At 38.4% G+C, this 20,018-nt stretch carries 23 protein-coding genes; 15 read left to right on the top strand and 8 right to left on the bottom strand.

Going from position 1 to position 20,018, the window contains the following annotated elements; translation table 11 throughout:
- Positions 1 to 38 precede the first annotated feature (38 nt).
- Both mnmE and N8O80_RS01140 read right to left on the bottom strand, forming a co-directional pair.
- Entirely contained in the window at positions 39 to 1,412 is a 1,374-nt protein-coding gene (gene mnmE, locus N8O80_RS01145; RefSeq protein ID WP_261026429.1) for a tRNA uridine-5-carboxymethylaminomethyl(34) synthesis GTPase MnmE, read from the bottom strand.
- Positions 1,413 to 1,549: 137 nt separating this feature from the next.
- The gene (locus N8O80_RS01140; protein ID WP_001117401.1) at positions 1,550 to 1,732 is read right to left on the bottom strand and encodes a 4-oxalocrotonate tautomerase; all 183 of its coding nucleotides are present in this window, start codon (positions 1,730 to 1,732) and stop codon (positions 1,550 to 1,552) included.
- A gap of 123 nt (positions 1,733 to 1,855) precedes the next feature.
- On the opposite strand from N8O80_RS01140, the gene N8O80_RS01135 reads away from it, so the two are divergent.
- The 13 genes from N8O80_RS01135 to msr(D) all read left to right on the top strand — a co-directional run bounded on the left by N8O80_RS01135 (position 1,856) and on the right by msr(D) (position 14,557).
- A complete protein-coding gene (locus tag N8O80_RS01135; RefSeq protein ID WP_020902848.1) occupies positions 1,856 to 2,446 on the top strand; it encodes a thymidine kinase in 591 nt (196 codons plus the stop codon).
- Positions 2,443 to 3,522, top strand: a complete 1,080-nt coding sequence (gene prfA / locus N8O80_RS01130; RefSeq protein ID WP_001028807.1) for a peptide chain release factor 1 — start codon at positions 2,443 to 2,445, stop codon at positions 3,520 to 3,522. Before N8O80_RS01135 ends, prfA begins: the two co-directional genes overlap by 4 nt.
- On the top strand, positions 3,522 to 4,358 hold the full coding sequence (gene prmC, locus N8O80_RS01125) for a peptide chain release factor N(5)-glutamine methyltransferase (protein WP_261026426.1): 837 nt from the start codon (positions 3,522 to 3,524) through the stop codon (positions 4,356 to 4,358). Before prfA ends, prmC begins: the two co-directional genes overlap by 1 nt.
- On the top strand, positions 4,342 to 4,944 hold the full coding sequence (locus N8O80_RS01120) for an L-threonylcarbamoyladenylate synthase (RefSeq protein WP_261026423.1): 603 nt from the start codon (positions 4,342 to 4,344) through the stop codon (positions 4,942 to 4,944). Before prmC ends, N8O80_RS01120 begins: the two co-directional genes overlap by 17 nt.
- Position 4,945: 1 nt before the next feature.
- A complete protein-coding gene (locus N8O80_RS01115; RefSeq protein ID WP_140224216.1) occupies positions 4,946 to 5,377 on the top strand; it encodes a GNAT family N-acetyltransferase in 432 nt (143 codons plus the stop codon).
- 49 nt (positions 5,378 to 5,426) lie between these two features.
- Positions 5,427 to 6,683 (top strand): serine hydroxymethyltransferase, encoded by a 1,257-nt coding sequence (gene glyA, locus N8O80_RS01110; RefSeq protein ID WP_261026417.1) that lies wholly within the window; start codon positions 5,427 to 5,429, stop codon positions 6,681 to 6,683.
- Positions 6,684 to 6,690: 7 nt separating this feature from the next.
- Positions 6,691 to 7,665 (top strand): nucleoid-associated protein, encoded by a 975-nt coding sequence (locus N8O80_RS01105; protein WP_000356100.1) that lies wholly within the window; start codon positions 6,691 to 6,693, stop codon positions 7,663 to 7,665.
- Positions 7,665 to 8,279, top strand: coding sequence for a cell wall hydrolase Pmp23 (gene pmp23, locus N8O80_RS01100; RefSeq protein ID WP_261026414.1), 615 nt, complete (start codon positions 7,665 to 7,667; stop codon positions 8,277 to 8,279). The genes N8O80_RS01105 and pmp23 overlap by 1 nt, the downstream gene beginning before the upstream one ends.
- A gap of 73 nt (positions 8,280 to 8,352) precedes the next feature.
- The gene (locus N8O80_RS01095; protein WP_261026411.1) at positions 8,353 to 9,327 is read left to right on the top strand and encodes a DUF1002 domain-containing protein; all 975 of its coding nucleotides are present in this window, start codon (positions 8,353 to 8,355) and stop codon (positions 9,325 to 9,327) included.
- 73 nt (positions 9,328 to 9,400) lie between these two features.
- On the top strand, positions 9,401 to 10,756 hold the full coding sequence (gene rlmD / locus N8O80_RS01090) for a 23S rRNA (uracil(1939)-C(5))-methyltransferase RlmD (RefSeq protein ID WP_261026408.1): 1,356 nt from the start codon (positions 9,401 to 9,403) through the stop codon (positions 10,754 to 10,756).
- Between the two features lie 444 nt (positions 10,757 to 11,200).
- Positions 11,201 to 11,371, top strand: coding sequence for a hypothetical protein (locus N8O80_RS01085; RefSeq protein WP_000873143.1), 171 nt, complete (start codon positions 11,201 to 11,203; stop codon positions 11,369 to 11,371).
- A gap of 385 nt (positions 11,372 to 11,756) precedes the next feature.
- Positions 11,757 to 12,974: a macrolide efflux MFS transporter Mef(A) gene (mef(A), locus tag N8O80_RS01080; RefSeq protein WP_000417519.1), complete on the top strand. Its 1,218-nt coding sequence runs from the start codon at positions 11,757 to 11,759 to the stop codon at positions 12,972 to 12,974.
- Between the two features lie 119 nt (positions 12,975 to 13,093).
- Positions 13,094 to 14,557: an ABC-F type ribosomal protection protein Msr(D) gene (gene msr(D) / locus N8O80_RS01075; protein ID WP_261026404.1), complete on the top strand. Its 1,464-nt coding sequence runs from the start codon at positions 13,094 to 13,096 to the stop codon at positions 14,555 to 14,557.
- Positions 14,558 to 14,674: 117 nt separating this feature from the next.
- Here msr(D) and N8O80_RS01070 read toward each other — a convergent pair whose 3' ends face one another.
- The 6 genes from N8O80_RS01070 to N8O80_RS01045 form a co-directional block, all read right to left on the bottom strand.
- Positions 14,675 to 14,974: a DUF5960 family protein gene (locus tag N8O80_RS01070; protein ID WP_001072467.1), complete on the bottom strand. Its 300-nt coding sequence runs from the start codon at positions 14,972 to 14,974 to the stop codon at positions 14,675 to 14,677.
- Positions 14,961 to 15,329, bottom strand: a complete 369-nt coding sequence (locus N8O80_RS01065; protein ID WP_000567222.1) for a hypothetical protein — start codon at positions 15,327 to 15,329, stop codon at positions 14,961 to 14,963. Before N8O80_RS01065 ends, N8O80_RS01070 begins: the two co-directional genes overlap by 14 nt.
- A gap of 12 nt (positions 15,330 to 15,341) precedes the next feature.
- On the bottom strand, positions 15,342 to 15,677 hold the full coding sequence (locus tag N8O80_RS01060; protein ID WP_000806926.1) for a DinB/UmuC family translesion DNA polymerase: 336 nt from the start codon (positions 15,675 to 15,677) through the stop codon (positions 15,342 to 15,344).
- Complete coding sequence (locus N8O80_RS01055; RefSeq protein WP_001813542.1) at positions 15,674 to 15,919, bottom strand: hypothetical protein; 246 nt, start codon at positions 15,917 to 15,919, stop codon at positions 15,674 to 15,676. The genes N8O80_RS01060 and N8O80_RS01055 overlap by 4 nt, the downstream gene beginning before the upstream one ends.
- Before the next feature lie 933 nt (positions 15,920 to 16,852).
- Positions 16,853 to 17,038 (bottom strand): hypothetical protein, encoded by a 186-nt coding sequence (locus tag N8O80_RS01050; protein ID WP_061589709.1) that lies wholly within the window; start codon positions 17,036 to 17,038, stop codon positions 16,853 to 16,855.
- A gap of 203 nt (positions 17,039 to 17,241) precedes the next feature.
- The gene (locus N8O80_RS01045; RefSeq protein WP_261026396.1) at positions 17,242 to 17,934 is read right to left on the bottom strand and encodes an XRE family transcriptional regulator; all 693 of its coding nucleotides are present in this window, start codon (positions 17,932 to 17,934) and stop codon (positions 17,242 to 17,244) included.
- Between the two features lie 177 nt (positions 17,935 to 18,111).
- On the opposite strand from N8O80_RS01045, the gene N8O80_RS01040 reads away from it, so the two are divergent.
- Positions 18,112 to 18,321: a helix-turn-helix domain-containing protein gene (locus tag N8O80_RS01040; protein WP_061589711.1), complete on the top strand. Its 210-nt coding sequence runs from the start codon at positions 18,112 to 18,114 to the stop codon at positions 18,319 to 18,321.
- Between the two features lie 13 nt (positions 18,322 to 18,334).
- The gene (locus tag N8O80_RS01035) at positions 18,335 to 20,017 is read left to right on the top strand and encodes a DNA cytosine methyltransferase (protein ID WP_261026392.1); all 1,683 of its coding nucleotides are present in this window, start codon (positions 18,335 to 18,337) and stop codon (positions 20,015 to 20,017) included.
- Position 20,018: the final 1 nt, after the last annotated feature.

The raw sequence follows: 20,018 nt of genomic DNA, 5'->3' as shown, positions 1-20,018 counted from the left end.
ATAAAATCCATGACCGAATGAAGGATCATGGATTTTTCTTATTTTCCTAAACAGAATTGGCTAAAGAGTTGGGTAATGAGTTCATCAGGAGCAGCATCACCTGTGATTTCACCTAGAATTTCCCAAGTACGTGTCAAATCGACTTGAAGCAAATCAACAGGCATCCCCAGTTTAAGACCTTCATTAACAGCTTGTAGGCTTTCAACAGCCTTTTCAATTAAGGAAATGTGACGAGCGTTAGACAAGTAAGTAGCATCTTGCTCAACCAAACCAGCATTTTCAAAGAAGAGGTTGTTGATTCTCTCTTCTATCTTATCAATGTTTTGGTTTTTAAGGACTGAAATGCGGATGACATCTTCTGGAAGTTCCTCGGTTTCGATGGCCTCAGGCAGGTCGGTTTTATTAAGTAGAATAATGCGGTTAGTATCCTGACTGATTTCTAAGAGTTGGCGGTCTTGGGCGGTTAGTGGTTCACTGGCATTTAGCACTAGTAGAACCAAGTCAGCTTCCTTGAGGGCTTTTTTCGAACGCTCAACTCCAATTTGTTCAACGATGTCATCTGTTTCACGGATTCCAGCTGTATCAATCAACTTAAGTGGTACACCGTTGATGTTGACGTATTCTTCGATGACATCTCGCGTGGTACCAGCAATGTCTGTAACGATAGCCTTGTCCTCACGTAAGAGGTTGTTGAGAAGGCTTGATTTTCCAACGTTGGGGCGTCCGATGATGGCTGTGGAAATTCCTTCACGAAGGATTTTACCGCGACGGGCTGTTCTAAGGAGATTAGTTAGTAATTGTTCAAACTCCATTGTCTTTTCTCGGACCACAGCAGTAGTGGCTTCTTCAACATCGTCATACTCAGGATAGTCGATATTAACTTCAACTTGGGCAAGTGTGTTAAGGATTTCTTGACGGGTATTGTTAATCAGGTCAGAAAGGGAGCCGTCTAATTGTTTAACTGCAATGTTCATAGCCTTGTCTGTCTTAGCACGGATGATGTCCATAACGGCTTCAGCCTGAGTCAAGTCAACACGTCCATTTAGGAAGGCACGTTTAGTAAATTCACCAGGTTCAGCCAATCGAGCCCCTTCACGAATCGCTAGTTGTAATATTTCATTAGTGACTGCAATCCCACCGTGAGTGTTAATCTCGATGATATCCTCACGAGTGAAGGTCTTTGGAGACTTCATAGCCCCAACCATAACCTCGTCCATGACTTTTCCTGTCTGAGGATCAATAATGTGACCGTAGTTGAGAGTGTGGCTAGCAACCTGATTCAAGTCTTTTCCTTTAAAAATTTTTTGCGCAATAGCAAAACTGTCTGTCCCGCTCAGTCGGACAATACCAATAGCCCCTTCACCTAGTGGAGTAGAGATAGCAGCGATGGTATCAAATTCACGTGTAATCATAATATTTCCTTTAATTAATAGCTCTTTTCTTGGAAATTTTTCCAAGTATCCTTTCAAATTGTAACAAATTTAGGCTATTTCTTCAATGAATGCTACTTGGAGATTGAAAAAGCCTAAGCAATTCTGCTTAAGCTAGCTTATTTGGTGCGCATTTCACCTTGAGGGAAGTAAGTTCCTTCTGGCATGTCGTTGATGATGACATGGACAGCAGATTGAGGTGCTCCAGTGTTACGGACAACAGCTTCCGTTACTTCCTTAGCAAGAGCCTTCTTTTGCTCGAGCGTGCGTCCTTCAAATAAATCGATGCGTACAAATGGCATAATAGCTTCCTCCACTAGTTTTTGATTTCTTCTATTTTACCACATTTTGCCGTTTAAAGCTTAAGAAAATTATGATATACTAGAATGTAGCAAAAATTTAGAAATGGACGTGAAGCAAGAAACATGGCACAGTTGTATTATCGTTATGGGACCATGAACTCTGGAAAGACAATCGAGATTCTCAAGGTGGCCTATAACTATGAGGAGCAAGGAAAAGGTGTTGTGATTATGACCTCGGCTCTGGATACGCGTGACGGTGTTGGCTATGTGTCGAGTCGTATTGGCATGAAACGCCCTGCCATTGCGATTGAGGAAACGACGGATATCTTCGGGTATATCCGAGACCTATCAGAAAAACCTTACTGTGTGCTGGTAGATGAGGCCCAGTTTCTCAAGCGTCACCATGTTTACGACCTAGCTCGTGTTGTTGATGAGTTAGACATACCTGTCATGGCTTTTGGTTTAAAAAATGACTTTCGCAATGAATTGTTCGAAGGTTCAAAATATCTCTTGCTTTTAGCAGACAAGATTGATGAGATTAAGACCATCTGTCAGTATTGTAAGAAAAAGGCGACTATGGTCTTGCGTACACAGGATGGATTGCCTGTTTATGATGGAGAACAGATCCAGATTGGTGGTAATGAAACCTATATCTCAGTTTGCCGTAAACATTATTTTGCCCCTGAAATCAATAAGGAGAATGAAGAAAAATGAACATCTATGATCAACTACAAGCTGTAGAAGACCGTTATGAAGAATTAGGAGAATTGCTTAGTGACCCGGATGTCGTTTCGGACACAAAGCGTTTCATGGAGCTCTCAAAAGAAGAGGCTTCAAGCCGTGATACAGTGACAGCTTACCGAGAATACAAACAAGTCCTTCAAAACATCGTTGACGCTGAAGAAATGATTAAGGAATCAGGTGGAGATGCTGACTTGGAAGAAATGGCCAAGCAAGAACTCAAAGATGCCAAGGCTGAAAAAGAAGAATACGAAGAAAAACTGAAAATCTTGCTCCTTCCTAAAGATCCGAATGATGACAAGAACATCATCTTAGAAATTCGTGGAGCAGCTGGCGGAGACGAAGCAGCACTTTTCGCTGGTGACCTCCTAACCATGTACCAAAAGTATGCGGAAGCCCAAGGCTGGCGCTTTGAAGTCATGGAGGCTTCTATGAATGGTGTCGGTGGTTTCAAAGAAGTGGTTGCCATGGTTTCAGGTCAATCTGTTTACTCTAAACTCAAGTACGAATCAGGTGCTCACCGTGTTCAACGTGTCCCTGTGACAGAAAGCCAAGGTCGTGTCCATACATCAACTGCTACAGTTCTTGTCATGCCTGAAGTCGAAGAAGTAGAATACGATATTGATCCAAAAGATCTTCGTGTTGACATCTATCACGCCTCTGGTGCTGGTGGACAGAACGTCAATAAGGTTGCGACTGCCGTTCGTATCGTTCACTTGCCAACCAATATCAAGGTTGAGATGCAGGAAGAACGTACCCAGCAGAAGAACCGTGAGAAGGCAATGAAAATCATTCGTGCGCGTGTTGCTGACCACTTTGCTCAGATTGCACAAGATGAACAAGACGCTGAGCGTAAGTCAACGATTGGTACTGGTGACCGTTCAGAACGGATCCGAACTTATAACTTCCCACAAAACCGTGTCACAGACCACCGTATTGGATTAACCCTCCAAAAACTAGATACGATTTTGTCTGGTAAATTGGACGAAGTTGTGGATGCCTTGGTGCTCTATGACCAAACACAAAAATTAGAAGAATTAAACAAATAATGAAATTAGCTCAATTATTTTCAGATTTTGAAGAAGAGTTGATAAGACAAGGAGAGGAAGCTGAAAGCCTCTCTTTTGTCTATCGTAGCCTGAAAAATCTATCTTTTACAGATTTCGTTTTTGCCCTCCAGCAGGAAGTGACGGAAGAGGAAGAAGTATTTGTAAAAGAAATTTTCCAACAGTTAGCAACTCATAAACCGGCACAGTACATCATTGGTCAGGCAGATTTTTATGGAATGCAGTTAAAAGTTGATGAGCGAGTATTGATCCCTCGTCCAGAAACAGAGGAGTTGGTGGAGCTTATCCTGGCTGAAAATCCTGAGACGAATTTTTCAGTTCTGGATATCGGAACAGGTAGTGGAGCCATTGCCCTTGCATTAGCAAAAAACAGATCAGCTTGGTCGGTGACGGCAGCAGATATTTCCCAAGAGGCTCTTAACCTTGCGTCCGAGAATGCTAAAAATCAAAAACTTAATATATTTTTCAAAAAATCTGATTGTTTTGCAGAAATTTCTGAAAAATATGATATAATTGTATCCAATCCACCCTATATCTCTCGTGAAGATGAGTCAGAGGTTGGCTTGAATGTCTTGCATTCGGAACCTCATCTAGCTCTTTTTGCAGACGAGGATGGTCTAGCTATTTACCGTAGAATTGCGGAAGATGCAAAAGACTATCTCAAAGATGGTGGTAAGATTTACCTTGAAATTGGATACAAGCAAGGTCAAAGTGTTCCCGAACTCTTTAGGAAACAGCTTCCTGAAAAACGAGTACGAACGCTCAAGGATCAGTTTAGTCAAGATAGGATGGTCGTGGTTGATGATGGACAGGATTAAACAAGAGTTGGAAAATGGTAGAGCTGTCGTTCTACCTACAGAGACAGTTTACGGTCTCTTTGCCAAGGCTTTAGACGAAAAAGCAGTTGATCATGTTTACCAACTCAAACGTCGACCTAGAGACAAGGCGCTTAACCTAAATATCGCCTCTCTAGAAGATATTTTGCACTTTTCAAAGAATCAGCCAGCTTATCTACCCAAACTTGTCGAGATCTTTTTACCAGGTCCCTTGACCATTATCCTTGAAGCTAATGACCGAGTTCCCTATTGGGTCAATTCTGGTCTTGCAACTGTTGGATTTCGGATGCCTAGTCATCCCATTACCCTTGATTTGATTCGAGAGACAGGACCCTTGATTGGGCCGTCTGCCAATATTTCAGGTCAGGAAAGTGGAGTGACCTTTAATCAAATTCTAGAGGATTTTGACCAAGAGGTTTTGGGGCTGGAAGACGATGCTTTTCTAACTGGACAGGATTCAACTATTTTGGACTTGTCTGGAGACAAGGTGAAAATCTTACGCCAAGGGGCAATTAAGCGAGAAGATATTCTTGCTCATTTGCCAGAGATTTCTTTTGAGGAGGAATGAGATGCTAAGAGATTTGCAAGAAACCGATGTGAAAGCTATTTGTGATATCAACCAAGAGGCGTTGGGTTATTCTTTTAGTCAAGAGGAGACAGCTAGTCAACTAGCTAGACTGGATCAGGATTCCCATCATTTCCTTCTTGGCTATGAGGATGAAGCTAGTCATGCCTTGCTTGGATATGTCCACGCTGAGGTCTATGAATCACTTTATTCTAAAGCAGGATTTAATATTTTAGCCTTAGCAGTTTCACCTCAAGCGCAAGGGCAAGGTATTGGTAAAAGCTTATTGCAAGGGTTGGATCAAGAAGCAAAAAGACGCGGCTATGGGTTTATCCGCTTAAACTCTGCCGATCATCGTCTGGGTGCTCATGCATTTTATGAAAAAGTTGGTTATACTTGTGATAAAGTGCAGAAACGGTTTATTCGCATCTTTTAGTTTATTTTCTTAGACTAAAGGACCTGTCACACAATAAAGGAGAAGACCTATGATTTTTGACAAAGATGATTTTAAAGCATACGATGCTGAACTCTGGAATGCTATTGCCAAAGAAGAGGAACGCCAACAAAACAACATTGAATTGATTGCTTCGGAAAACGTAGTTTCCAAGGCTGTCATGGCAGCTCAAGGGTCTATCTTGACGAATAAATACGCCGAAGGCTACCCAGGACGCCGTTATTATGGTGGAACAGATGTAGTAGACGTAGTAGAAACTCTAGCCATTGAACGTGCAAAAGAAATTTTCGGTGCTAAATTCGCCAATGTCCAACCTCACTCAGGAAGCCAAGCCAACTGTGCTGCTTACATGGCCTTGATTGAGCCTGGCGATACGGTTATGGGAATGGATTTGGCAGCAGGTGGTCACTTGACTCATGGTGCTCCTGTTAGCTTCTCAGGTCAAACCTACAACTTTGTTTCTTATAGTGTGGATCCTGAAACGGAATTCTTGGACTTTGATGCTATCTTGAAACAAGCCCAAGAAGTAAAACCAAAATTGATTGTAGCAGGTGCTTCAGCCTATTCTCAAATTATCGACTTTTCAAAATTCCGTGAAATTGCGGATGCTGTTGGTGCGAAGCTCATGGTCGATATGGCACATATTGCTGGTTTGGTGGCGGCTGGTCTACATCCAAGCCCAGTGCCATACGCTCACATCACGACAACAACGACCCACAAAACCCTTCGAGGACCTCGTGGTGGTTTGATTTTGACTAATGACGAAGAACTTGCCAAGAAAATCAATTCAGCTATTTTCCCTGGTATTCAAGGTGGTCCTTTGGAGCATGTTGTGGCAGCTAAAGCTGTTTCTTTCAAAGAAGTCTTAGATCCGGCTTTCAAGGAATATGCTGCTAATGTTATCAAAAACAGCAAGGCTATGGCAGATGTCTTCTTGCAAGACCCTGATTTCCGTATTATTTCTGGCGGAACTGAAAACCACCTCTTCCTAGTGGATGTGACTAAGGTTGTAGAAAACGGAAAAGTTGCTCAAAACTTGCTGGATGAAGTCAATATTACCCTAAATAAAAACTCAATCCCTTACGAAAGCTTGTCACCATTCAAGACAAGTGGTATTCGTATCGGAGCAGCAGCCATTACTGCACGTGGATTTGGTGAAGAAGAAAGTCGCAAAGTGGCTGAACTGATCATTAAAACCCTTAAAAATGCAGAAAATGATGCTGTCTTAGAAGAAGTGAGAAGTGCAGTCAAAGAATTGACAGATGCCTTCCCATTATACGAGGACTAATACTTTTATGGACATTTATATTAAGAAAGCCATTATCCATCAGTTCAGTCCGGATGATACCGAGCTGTTCCTAGCGGATAAGTTTCTCAATATCACTCCAAAAATCGAAGAATACTTGCGTAAAAAAATTGAACGTGTGTATTCAGATGAAGCTAAGACTGGGATTTTCGAAGAAGAAAATCCCTTCTTCAATCACATCACAGACGATTTGTTGGAGACATCAGTAACACTGGCTAATCTCTGGAAAGAGGAGTTCAGTATTTCTGAAAATCTAAAGACCAATGACTTGATTTTTGTGCAATTTTCTAAAGAAGGTGTAGAACATTTCGCTTTCTTACGAATTGCTCTGCGGGAGACCTTGACCCACCTCGGAGGAGAAGTTGATAATCCAATCAAGCTAACTCAGAATAACCTGCCTGGATTTGGAACGGGTGCCGACGAAGCCTTGGTGGTCAATCTTCAGAGTCGCAAGTACCATCTGATTGAAAAACGAATCAAGTACAACGGGGCTTTCTTGAACTATTTTTCAGACAATCTCCTTGCCGTCGCCCCTAAGATTTCACCTAAGAAATCCATCAAGGAACTGGAAAAAACAGCCCAGAGAATTGCTGAAACTTTTAACACAGATGATTTTCAATTTCAATCCAAGGTCAAATCAGCCATTTTCAACAACCTAGAAGAAAGCAATGAATTGTCACCAGAAAAATTGGCCAACGACCTTTTTGACAATAATCTGACGGCTCGTTTGAGCTTTATTGATCAAGTAAAGGAAGCTGTACCAGAGCCTGTTCAATTTGATGAAATTGATGCCAGTCGTCAGCTTAAAAAATTTGAAAACCAAAAACTTTCCTTGTCAAATGGAATTGAGCTCATCGTTCCCAATAACGTCTATCAAGACGCCGAGTCTGTTGAGTTTATCCAAAATGATAATGGAACCTACTCTATCTTAATCAAAAATATCGAGGATATCCAAAGTAAATAATGTTTAAACGAATTCGAAGAGTGCTTGTACTAGCAGTCTTCCTTTTTGCTGGCTATAAATCTTACCGCGTTCACCAGGATGTCAAGCAAGTCATGACCTATCAACCCATGGTGCGAGAAATCTTGAGTGAAAAAGACACCCCAGCAAACGAAGAGCTTGTGCTCGCTATGATTTATACCGAAACGAAAGGAAAAGAAGGCGATGTCATGCAGTCTAGTGAGTCTGCAAGTGGTTCTACCAACACTATCAATGATAATGCCTCTAGCATTCGGCAAGGCGTTCAAACTTTGACAGACAATCTCTATCTGGCCCAGAAGAAGGGGGTAGATGTTTGGACAGCTGTTCAAGCCTATAATTTTGGACCTGCCTATATCGATTTTATCGCCCAAAATGGTAAGGAAAACACCTTGGCTCTGGCCAAACAGTACTCTCATGAGACTGTTGCTCCCTTACTTGGCAATACCACAGGAAAGACTTATAGTTATATTCACCCCATTTCCATTTTTCACGGTTCTGAACTCTATGTAAATGGAGGAAACTATTATTATTCTAGACAGGTGCAACTCAACCTTTACATCATCAAAACTTTCACTCTCTTTTCGACATCTGGCTAGTCCAGGTGTTTTTGCTATAAGTTTTCTTTAAGATAGATATATTACTCTAGAAAGGTAAAGGAGGGAATTCCCTATGAGAAAGAAACTCTTTCTGACTAGTGCTGCGGTCTTGTGGGCAGTAACAGCTATGAATAGCGTCCATGCAGCAACAGATGTGCAAAAAGTTATCGATGAAACCTATGTCCAACCTGAATATGTCCTAGGTTCATCATTGTCTGAAGATCAAAAAAATCAAACCCTTAAAAAACTAGGCTACAATGCCTCAACAGACACCAAAGAACTAAAGACCATGACACCTGATGTCTATTCTAAGATTATGAATGTGGCCAATGACTCTAGTTTACAATTGTATTCATCAGCCAAGATTCAAAAGCTAGGTGACAAATCGCCACTTGAGGTCAAGATTGAAACACCAGAAAACATCACTAAGGTGACTCAGGATATGTACCGAAATGCAGCCGTAACTTTGGGTGTGGAACACGCCAAAATCACTGTAGCAGCCCCTATTCCAGTTACAGGTGAGAGTGCCTTAGCAGGGATTTACTATTCGCTAGAAGCTAATGGTGCAAAGGTTCCGCAAGCCAATAAAGACTTGGCTCAAGAAGAGTTGAAGGCTTTGTCCGATATCAATGCTGAAAACAAGGACAAGTCAGGCTATGATGCTAATAAATTAAACGTTGCCCTCACTGATATCAAGTCAGGACTTGCCAAAGCTAAGGAAAGCAAGGGAAATCTGACAGAGGAAGATGTCCGCAAAATCGTTGAAGATACCTTAAAAAATTACAAACTTGATCAGGTTATAACAGGAAACCAGATCAATATCATCATCAATTTTGCTTTGAATCTCTCAAAGAGTGATATCCTCAGCAATGCAGACTTCACTAAAACACTAAATGACCTTAAACAAAGTATCGTATCACAAGCTGGTGACAGTTTTAAAAATATCAACCTTAACTTTGATGCGGATAAGGCACTAGAGGACGGCGGTAACTTCTTAAGCTTCCTCTGGCAAGCCATTGTCAACTTTTTTAAGAGTTTTGGTTCTTAAGAAATTTCATGGTATAATAGATGGTAACCGTAACGTTGCCGTCTTTTTTGTCGGCCAATAGAAAGAGAAGAGAATGTTAAAGAAAAATGATATTGTAGAAGTTGAAATTGTTGATTTGACCCATGAAGGTGCAGGAGTTGCCAAGGTAGATGGTTTGGTCTTTTTTGTAGAGAATGCTTTACCAAGTGAAAAAATCCTCATGCGTGTCCTCAAGGTCAATAAAAAGATTGGTTTTGGTAAAGTTGAAGAATACCTTGTCCAGTCACCACACCGTAATCAAGATCTAGATTTGGCTTACCTGCGTTCAGGAATCGCTGATTTAGGTCACCTTGCTTACCCAGAACAGCTCAAGTTTAAAACTAAGCAAGTCAAGGACAGTCTATACAAGATTGCTGGAATTGCAGATGTAGAGGTTGCTGAAACGCTTGGTATGAAAAATCCAGTCAAGTACCGCAACAAGGCGCAGGTGCCTGTTCGTCGAGTAAATGGTATTTTGGAAACTGGATTTTTCCGTAAGAATTCCCATGACCTCATGCCTCTAGAAGATTTCTTTATCCAGGATCCTGTGATTGATGAGGTAGTAGTAGGTCTACGTGACTTGCTCCGTCGTTATGATTTGAAACCTTATGATGAAAAGGAACAAGCTGGTTTGATTCGTAATCTTGTGGTGCGTAGAGGTCACCACTCAGGACAAATCATGGTTATTTTGGTAACAACTCGTCCCAAAGTTTTTCGTGTGGAGCAATTGATTGAACAAGTCATCAAGCAGTTTCCAGAGATTGTATCTGTTATGCAAAATATCAACGAACAAAATACCAATGTTATTTTTGGTAAGGAATGGCGCACGCTTTATGGACAAGACTTTATCACTGACCAGATGTTGGGAAATGACTACCAAATCGCTGGACCCGCTTTTTACCAAGTCAATACTGAAATGGCTGAAAAACTTTATCAAACAGCCATTGACTTTGCTGAATTAAAAGAAGATGACGTGGTCATTGATGCCTATTCTGGTATCGGGACGATTGGCCTCTCTGTTGCCAAACATGTCAAGGAAGTCTATGGTGTCGAAGTGATTCCAGAAGCGGTTGAGAATAGCAAGAAGAATGCTCAACTGAACAATATTTCAAACGCCCACTATGTCTGTGACACAGCTGAAAATGCTATGAAAAATTGGCTCAAGGATGGGATTCAACCAAGTCTTATCTTAGTGGACCCACCAAGAAAAGGACTCACAGAAAGCTTCATCAAGGCAAGTAGCCAAACAGGAGCTAACCGCATCGCCTATATCTCATGTAATGTCGCGACTATGGCGCGTGATATCAAACTCTACCAAGAATTGGGATATAAGTTGAAGAAAGTCCAGCCAGTTGATCTGTTTCCGCAGACGCACCATGTTGAGGCGGTAAGTTTGCTAGTCAAGGAGTAAAACGACGAAGATTAGCATTTACTTCCGCCCATGCGATAGCTGTCCGTGATTGACAAGTGCTAGCACGCAGACAGAACGGAGATAGCGAACCGCTGAGTGTGTCGCTCTGCTCGTAAAAGCTTAGAAACCTTTGAACGAAAGGGATAATGAAAGCCTTGATTGCAAGGCTTTTTGCTTTATGGTGGGTAAGTATCAGAGTGAGAAAATTTTTGGAATGAGTAGAAGTGATAGCTAGAAATTATCAGTTTCTATTTCCATTTACCCTGTGGGTACGTGTTTGTTTCCATTGACAAGGAGTTTGTGGGAATAGAAATGTACCCACCTTGTTTGAATCAAGTGAAGTGTAGTTGAAGGAAATCTGTTGAAAGCAATACTTCATTTTACCGAATGTCCACTCTTTTTTGCAAACTCAATTTATCAATAAATGAAATGAGGGAATGTAAAATGAAATATTTTGAGGTTGAGTTAGAAAATCCTGATGAATTTTTAAAACTACAAACAGAAGATTTTGTGAAAGCTAATCGCTTGCTACTAAGGAAGATAATCCAGAGCGTTACAGTCTATGAAGAAAACTTCGTCATATCCTTTAAATCTGGCATCGAATTGGAAGTATGAGTCTCATTCCATAACTTTTATATTGAACATATCATCTTGTTGTGTTATACTATAAATTGATATAAACAAAGATGTAGGAGGAACCGAAACTATGACAGCCTCAATGCGTTTAAGATAAGCTGGCAATAAAAAAAGCAGAATCTATACCCGATGATAGGCTTTTTTGTTGTGCTTATTTATACGATATTGAGCATTCATTAGTTACGGTGAGGATATTGGTTATTTAACTATACCTTTATTTAACTATGTCTTTAATATGAATGTTTCCAAATTGTATGTATGCAGACCAAAAGCCACATTGTGGGGTTTGGCCTGCATTTTTTATTGCCTAGAATGCTATTCAAAATAGAAATTCAAGCAAAATAATATGCAGGAGATAATATAAATGGAAAAATACAACAATTGGAAACGAAAATTTTATGCAATATGGGCAGGGCAAGCAGTATCATTAATCACTAGTGCCATCCTGCAAATGGCGATTATTTTTTACCTTACAGAAAAAACAGGATCTGCGATGGTCTTGTCTATGGCTTCATTAGTAGGTTTTTTACCCTATGCGATTTTGGGACCTGCCATTGGTGTGCTAGTGGATCGTCATGATAGGAAGAAGATAATGATTGGTGCCGATTTAATTATCGCAGCAGCTGGTGCAGTGCTTGCTATTGTTGCATTCTGTATGGAGCTACCTGTCTGGATGATTATGATAGTATTGTTTATCCGTAGCATTGGAACAGCTTTTCATACCCCAGCACTCAATGCGGTTACACCACTTTTAGTACCAGAAGAACAGCTAACGAAATGCGCAGGCTATAGTCAGTCTTTGCAGTCTATAAGCTATATTGTTAGTCCGGCAGTTGCAGCACTCTTATACTCCGTTTGGGATTTAAATGCTATTATTGCCATCGACGTATTGGGTGCTGTGATTGCATCTATTACGGTAGCAATTGTACGTATACCTAAGCTGGGTAATCAAGTGCAAAGTTTAGAACCAAATTTCATAAGGGAGATGAAAGAAGGAGTTGTGGTTCTGAGACAAAACAAAGGATTGTTTGCCTTATTACTCTTAGGAACACTATATACTTTTGTTTATATGCCAATCAATGCACTATTTCCTTTAATAAGCATGGAACACTTTAATGGAACGCCTGTGCATATTTCTATTACGGAAATTTCCTTTGCATTTGGGATGCTAGCAGGAGGCTTATTATTAGGAAGATTAGGGGGCTTCGAAAAGCATGTATTACTAATAACAAGTTCATTTTTTATAATGGGGACCAGTTTAGCCGTTTCGGGAATACTTCCTCCAAATGGATTTGTAATATTCGTAGTTTGCTGTGCAATAATGGGGCTTTCGGTGCCATTTTATAGCGGTGTGCAAACAGCTCTTTTTCAGGAGAAAATTAAGCCTGAATATTTAGGACGTGTATTTTCTTTGATCGGAAGTATCATGTCACTTGCTATGCCAATTGGGTTAATTCTTTCTGGATTCTTTGCTGATAAAATCGGTGTAAATCATTGGTTTTTACTATCAGGTATTTTAATTATTGGCATTGCTATAGTTTGCCAAATGATAACTGAGGTTAGAAAATTAGATTTAAAATAAACAATATTGGAGGAATATTTATGTATCTTATTTTCATGTAACTCTTCCTGCTAAAATCGCAGGGTTTTCCCTGCATACAAGCAAATGAAAGCATGCGATTATAGACAGGAGGAAATGTTATGGAATTAATATTAAAAGCAAAAGACATTCGTGTGGAATTCAAAGGACGCGATGTTTTAGATATAAATGAATTAGAAGTATATGATTATGACCGTATTGGTTTAGTAGGAGCAAATGGTGCTGGAAAAAGCACTTTACTCAGGGTACTTTTAGGAGAATTAACTCCCCCAGGATGTAAAATGAATCGTCTGGGTGAACTTGCCTATATTCCCCAGTTGGACGAAGTAACTCTGCAGGAGGAAAAAGATTTTGCACTTGTAGGCAAGCTAGGTGTTGAGCAATTAAATATACAGACTATGAGCGGTGGTGAAGAAACAAGGCTTAAAATAGCACAGGCCTTATCGGCACAGGTTCATGGTATTTTAGCGGATGAACCTACGAGCCATTTAGACCGTGAAGGAATTGATTTTCTAATAGGACAGCTAAAATATTTTACAGGTGCACTGTTAGTTATTAGCCATGACCGCTATTTTCTTGATGAAATAGTAGATAAAATATGGGAACTGAAAGATGGCAAAATCACTGAGTATTGGGGAAACTATTCTGATTATCTTCGTCAGAAAGAGGAAGAACGTAAGAGCCAAGCTGCAGAATACGAACAATTTATTGCGGAACGTGCCCGATTGGAAAGGGCTGCGGAGGAAAAGCGAAAACAGGCTCGTAAAATAGAACAGAAGGCAAAAGGTTCTTCAAAGAAAAAAAGTACTGAAGACGGAGGGCGTTTAGCTCATCAAAAATCAATAGGAAGTAAGGAAAAAAAGATGTATAATGCTGCTAAAACCCTAGAGCACAGGATTGCGGCCTTAGGAAAAGTAGAAGCTCCGGAAGGCATTCGCAGAATTCGTTTCAGGCAAAGTAAAGCATTGGAGCTCCATAATCCATACCCTATAGTCGGTGCAGAAATTAATAAAGTATTTGGGGATAAGGCTCTGTTTGAAAATGCATCTTTTCAAATTCCGTTAGGAGCAAAAGTGGCGTTAACTGGTGGTAATGGAATCGGAAAAACAACTTTAATCCAAATGATCTTAAACCATGAAGAAGGAATTTCTATTTCGCCTAAGGCAAAAATAGGTTACTTTGCACAGAATGGTTACAAGTACAACAGTAATCAGAATGTTATGGAGTTTATGCAGAAGGATTGTGACTACAATATATCAGAAATTCGTTCAGTGCTAGCATCTATGGGGTTCAAACAGAACGATATTGGAAAAAGTTTATCTGTTTTAAGCGGTGGAGAAATTATAAAATTGTTGCTTGCTAAAATGCTCATAGGTAGATATAACATCCTAATAATGGATGAACCCAGTAACTTCCTTGACATACCAAGTTTAGAGGCTTTGGAAATACTAATGAAGGAGTACACCGGAACTATCGTGTTTATCACCCACGATAAACGATTACTCGAAAATGTAGCAGATGTAGTTTATGAAATTAGAGATAAGAAAATAAATCTGAAACATTAAATTTAAGGTAGTCGCTGGTCAGTATAGTCTGTTCTGGTTGGCGACTCCATTGTTAAAGAGTATAAAGACTTTAGATTTTATGAATATTAAAAATAGGAACAGTCAATTGAACTGCTCCTATTTTTCTGCTAAATATATTGTAGTTTTCTTATATGTATAATGATAGATTAGCGGATTCTCATCTACGGTACTTACTTCAAATATGAAGAAGTGATCGCGGTTATCTCTGGACTTTTCCTTATTGAGGACAAAGTAATTCTTACGTGAAGTCGCCATTGTTTTTAGGATATCATCAGTTAGGAAGGTCAATGGAATATTCATGTTAGAGTAGCGGTAGAAGTCACGTTCAAAATCTTGGTAGCTCTCGCTATAATAGTCCATTTGTAGGTGATTACGCTGAAACTCAAGCTGATTCATAGAGCACCTCCTCGACAAGTTCAATACTAATAATGTCTTTTAATTTCAAATTGATGTGACCTGTTGTAGTTTTTATCAAAATGAAATCTTTGGTCAGACTTGGTATTGTTCCAGTGTAGGAAACACGCTTGTTTTTTTCAATCACTTGAATGCGTGTGCGTAGCTGCCCGGCGTATACTTGACTGAGGAGTAATAATTTCTTCTCTAGTGATAAGTCAGACATGTACGTTACTTTGTTTGTATCATCAGAGAGTGCTGATGCATGTTCAGATAGGAAAAAGCCCATCCATTTTTGCATCTTTGTATCCTGGTACTCTCTTGCTGATTGAAATGGTAAATATGAACGGTCAATCATATCAAATCCTTTCTATGCAGAGGCAAGGGTATTTTTATCAAATTGAATCGTAAAACCTTGAATTCCCCCACCTGTGTAACATTCTTTAAAGCGATTGATTACCTCAGTATAGATTATCACAGATGAGCTTGTTGGCTTAATGCTAAATGTAAATTCCAATGGTAATCGGTTTTCAGATTTAGCATGTACTAGTCGTATCGATATTTCAGTTGTTTTGAGTTTTCTCTGACGAAGTTTTGAAGTTGCTGTTTCAACGATTCCATGTAAAAATCTTTCAAGCATTTCAATATCATTACATCCTTTGCTACGGATTTCTGAAAATTGTACTGTATTTTTTTCTTGTTTCATTTTAATCCCTCCAATCCACCCGCGGAATGACCACCGATAAGTTTACTGCGTTCAATATTTCTGGAACCTTCAGTTAGGACGGTTCCTTTTTGTATGGCTAAAAAACCAAACTGTTCTCTGACAACATCAATAGCTGTCTGAAGTCTATTATCTTTTTCAATTTGTTCTACATCATCAAAGAGTGATAGTAGAGTATAGCTTTCATCTACGAAGCCACTATAAGATACACCAATTTGTCTCACTGCACCAGAGGTGTATTTTTTCGGAATAATACAAGTACATGACTCACCATTGTTTTGGGGAGATTTGCGGGTTCAATTTTATTCTGAGCATTTATAGATTTTTTCATCTCAGTCCTAGAATAGCCAATATGAATAGAAACGACAGTAGTCAATACTAGGGCTACTGTTCCGTTCCACAGTATCATTTAAAAATCATTTTCACACCCTTTCGTCTATTAGTATAGAAGAAAGCTCTCAGCACATGTGGAGTGTGTAGCTCTGCTCGTAAAAGCCTAGAAACCTTTGAACGAAAGGGATAAACAAAAGCCTTTATTGCAAGGCTTTTTGTATTGGGGTGGGTAAGTATCAGAGTGAGAATACAAGGTGACTGTCTTCATGTGCTAACCTTATAGGCTCTCAATCTATTTCCATAAAACCTAGGGGATACGGAGTTGTTTCCATAGACTAGGGGCAAACGGGAATAAACGTTCCCCCCTTATTAATTAAACTCAAGCAATGTTTGATCTTTGGAAAACAGTAGAAATAAGGTATACATTTTATAAATTTTAAGTCTTTGAAATTATTTTAGATTCCAATGTTTTTTTAGTACCTTGAAAGTTGAGTTCAACTTTTTTTAACATCTCGCTGAAAGGTAGTTCTATAACTTTGATTCCTCTGTGTAATCGTTTGGATATTACTTAAAAATTTTGGGGAGTAGAGTAGTAATAGACACAATCAAATTGTGTGGTTTGTTATGTTTGAAAATGAAGTAAAATATCGACTTGTAAAAGTAGGTTCGAAGTCATTACTATACAAAGATTTTTTCTATCGAAGAATAAAAAATTAGTTATTATTGTTTCAACATGAATTGAAACCTAAATTTTTAGAACTTGAGAATGTGGATATAGAATTGGAAGTGTTGGAGGGAGATAATGAGAAGTAAATCAATTGAAATTATTCCAGTCTTTCTCGTTTGAAATTTGTTAGAAATTCAGATAACTTTTGTTTTTCTTCTTCACTCATTGGTGGTGTATTAGGATCTTCGACAGAAAATTCAATAGGATAGAACACTCCATCAATTTCAATCCATTCTCTTCTTCGATGGCAGTTACAGTCTAAGTCATGTTCGATAATTTCCATTAGTTTTTTTCTTTCTAAGTATGGTAGTTGTTCTGTTTAGTATAGACAATTAGAGAATAATTACAATATTTCGCTCCTCAGTCGAAGTGAATTTTTTTGTGAATTAGATATAGCTTTTTCAAAGTGAGCAATACTAAAAATCTAAATAGAAGAATTTTCTTTGTAGCCATAAGCAAGCAATTCTAAAAAAATTTAAAATACTTTTAACTTCCAATCACAGGCATAAAGTGACCTACGACTTTGCCAACAATGCGTGGCTCATCTTCATAAGGAATAAACTTATTTGGATACTTATCATTTAAGGATACCATTCTAAAACCCTCTTTTTCACGATAAAGTTTCTTGATAAAGACTGAATCATTCCACGATAGAGCATATACTGCGCCATCATAGTCGAATCCACTGGAACGAATAAGAGCTACCTCACCATCTTGATAGATTGGTTCCATAGACTTACCACTAATCCAAGTAGCGATATCATATCCAAGCTGTTCTTCGTCTGAGTAGACGGTTTCAGTTTCATATTCATCAAATAAAGATTCTCCAAGACCGGCCGAAAGTTGGATATCTGATAGCACCTGCACTGAAAAGAGAGGAGTGACTTTTGTTGAGCTTTGTTGTGAAAGTAGTAATTCTTCAACATATTCTTCAGCTTTTATTTGATTATCAGGAGATAACTGAAGATAGTTATTGACAATATTGTACTCAGATTCAAAGTAGGATACTTCAACATCTAAGATTTCAGCAAGTGCAACTAGATTTTTTTGGTTAGGTTTGGCACGTCCAGATTCCCAGCTATTGTATGACGATCGATTGATATTGAGTAAATCAGCTATTTCAGTCTGAGAAAAACCTTTAGAAATCCTCTTTGTTTTGAGATTTTTTTTGGAAAACATGGTATAATACTCCTGTGTTGTTTTATAAAACAACACAATTGTATCAAAAATAATATAATTTGTCAATGGCAACTTGAGTTAAATGATTTTTGTTTTTAAGAAATATTTGTAAGGTTTTTATAAATACTATGTGTTATAATAGAAAGGTACTTTTAAAAGGACTCTTTGGAGGATAGTGTGAAGATTTCCTATAACCCTTTATGGCAGACAATTGCTGATAGAGGTATCAGAAAAAATCAGTTTAGGTTAGGTGCAAAAATTAGTTCAAGTACTTATACCAAATTGATTAATAATGATTGTATAACTACAGATACTTTACTAAAAATAGCTAATTATTTATCTTGTAATGTATCAGAAATTGTTGAATTTAAAGATGTAAATCTATAATTGGAGAGTAAAAATGTTAAAATTAGCTACTGCTTTTAGTGGAATTGGTGCAATAGAACATGCTTTAGAGCGTCTAGGCATTCCATATTCCATTGAATTTGCTTGTGATAATGGGGATGTCGATATTCTTTCAAAAGAAATCCCTGATACTATCAAAGATGTTAAAGATGAAATAACAGAACTTGGAAATGTTGTTGATAGGTATAATGACGATGACAGTTGGTTGATTGATAAGCTGTCTAAAGTGTCTCAATCTTTAATTGAGTTTGAAGAATCAATCGGAACATTTTCAGTAAATCAGTTTAAAAAGGTGATTGAACTTTCTTCAGAAATATTAGATAGTGATTCACTTAATGTAAATCAGCGTAAATTTTATATTTTAACTTTAAAAAATATAAAGGAAACAGATAACGCTGATAAAATTTATCAATCAATTAAATTGAGCATTAAGTTGAATAATGATCTTCCGAAGTTATCGGATATTTATAAATTCCCCAAACTAGAAATAGGTTTAGTTAGGTTGAAGGAACTTGCTAAAGATTTTAAAGCAATTCGAGAAGAACTTTCTATGCTTCATGAGCGAATTAATACAGAAAGTATCCGTAAGAAAGTTTTCAGTCTTCAAACATTAGAGGAGCAAAAGGCTTATGTTGATAAACTGTATGAAGGCAGGGAGAAACAAAATAATGTTAGAAAATCATACTTCGCAAATTATGAAATTGATGAATCTCGTTTTCATTGGAATGTCTCTTTTCTAGATGGAACAAAGTACCAAGATGTGGACTTGTTTGTTGGTGGAAGTCCATGTCAATCATTTAGTTTGGTTGGTAAACAAAGAGGACTTGGAGATACTCGTGGCACACTTTTTTATGAATATGCTCGTTTGGTTAGTGAATTAAAACCTAAAGTATTTATTTATGAGAATGTTCGTGCTATTTTAAGTAATGATGAAGGACGCACTTGGAAAACCATGACTCAAATTTTTGAGGATTTAGGATATGAATGGAAATTTCAAATTCTTAATGCTAGAGATTATGGAATCCCACAAAACAGAGAACGAGTTTTTGTAGTTGGTTTCCGTAAGGATCTTGATTTTGAGGAATTTTCATTCCCTAAAAAGAAAGAACTGACCAAAGTTATGCAGGATTTCTTATTGGATAATGTATCAGGTAAATACTATCTTGCTAAGAAAGGGGTAGATTTTGTCCTGTCAGATAAGAACCTAGAGAAACGCTACACACAGATCGATGGAGAAATTCAACTTTGTCAAAAGAAAAATCAGCAATTCAACTGGCATGGCGATTTTATATTTGAGGAAGAGAATAAAGACAAAGAGAAGTTGATTGAAGATTTAGATAAATACTTCTTATCTGAAAAAGTTAAAAAATATGTTCTGTCTTCAGGAACAAAAGGTTTTTACTCAAAACCAAAAACTGACTTAGAAATTGCTCGTCCATTGTTAACTACAATGCACAAAATGCACCGTGCAGGTGTCGATAATTATGTAACTACTGAAGGTCGACTTCGCAAGCTTACTCCAAGAGAGTGTTTGAGATTAATGGGTTACTGTGATAGTTTTAAAATAGTAGTGTCAGATACAGCAATTTACCAACAAGCTGGAAATTCAATCGTAGTCGATGTTATGATGGCCATTGTTAAGCAAATATATAAATCTTATCCAAAATTAGGAGAGTGAA

It is taken from the genome of Streptococcus mitis (assembly GCF_946190155.1).
GTDB lineage: Bacteria > Bacillota > Bacilli > Lactobacillales > Streptococcaceae > Streptococcus > Streptococcus mitis_CL.
This window is presented reverse-complemented; position numbering and strand designations above follow the sequence as displayed.

Coding starts and splice junctions, on each gene's coding strand:
- mnmE (WP_261026429.1), bottom strand. CDS start 1,412: ATGATTACACGTGAATTTGATACCATCGCTGCTATCTCTACTCCACTA.
- N8O80_RS01140 (WP_001117401.1), bottom strand. CDS start 1,732: ATGCCATTTGTACGCATCGATTTATTTGAAGGACGCACGCTCGAGCAA.
- N8O80_RS01135 (WP_020902848.1), top strand. CDS start 1,856: ATGGCACAGTTGTATTATCGTTATGGGACCATGAACTCTGGAAAGACA.
- prfA (WP_001028807.1), top strand. CDS start 2,443: ATGAACATCTATGATCAACTACAAGCTGTAGAAGACCGTTATGAAGAA.
- prmC (WP_261026426.1), top strand. CDS start 3,522: ATGAAATTAGCTCAATTATTTTCAGATTTTGAAGAAGAGTTGATAAGA.
- N8O80_RS01120 (WP_261026423.1), top strand. CDS start 4,342: ATGATGGACAGGATTAAACAAGAGTTGGAAAATGGTAGAGCTGTCGTT.
- N8O80_RS01115 (WP_140224216.1), top strand. CDS start 4,946: ATGCTAAGAGATTTGCAAGAAACCGATGTGAAAGCTATTTGTGATATC.
- glyA (WP_261026417.1), top strand. CDS start 5,427: ATGATTTTTGACAAAGATGATTTTAAAGCATACGATGCTGAACTCTGG.
- N8O80_RS01105 (WP_000356100.1), top strand. CDS start 6,691: ATGGACATTTATATTAAGAAAGCCATTATCCATCAGTTCAGTCCGGAT.
- pmp23 (WP_261026414.1), top strand. CDS start 7,665: ATGTTTAAACGAATTCGAAGAGTGCTTGTACTAGCAGTCTTCCTTTTT.
- N8O80_RS01095 (WP_261026411.1), top strand. CDS start 8,353: ATGAGAAAGAAACTCTTTCTGACTAGTGCTGCGGTCTTGTGGGCAGTA.
- rlmD (WP_261026408.1), top strand. CDS start 9,401: ATGTTAAAGAAAAATGATATTGTAGAAGTTGAAATTGTTGATTTGACC.
- N8O80_RS01085 (WP_000873143.1), top strand. CDS start 11,201: ATGAAATATTTTGAGGTTGAGTTAGAAAATCCTGATGAATTTTTAAAA.
- N8O80_RS01070 (WP_001072467.1), bottom strand. CDS start 14,974: ATGAATCAGCTTGAGTTTCAGCGTAATCACCTACAAATGGACTATTAT.
- N8O80_RS01065 (WP_000567222.1), bottom strand. CDS start 15,329: ATGATTGACCGTTCATATTTACCATTTCAATCAGCAAGAGAGTACCAG.
- N8O80_RS01060 (WP_000806926.1), bottom strand. CDS start 15,677: ATGAAACAAGAAAAAAATACAGTACAATTTTCAGAAATCCGTAGCAAA.
- N8O80_RS01050 (WP_061589709.1), bottom strand. CDS start 17,038: ATGGAAATTATCGAACATGACTTAGACTGTAACTGCCATCGAAGAAGA.
- N8O80_RS01045 (WP_261026396.1), bottom strand. CDS start 17,934: ATGTTTTCCAAAAAAAATCTCAAAACAAAGAGGATTTCTAAAGGTTTT.
- N8O80_RS01035 (WP_261026392.1), top strand. CDS start 18,335: ATGTTAAAATTAGCTACTGCTTTTAGTGGAATTGGTGCAATAGAACAT.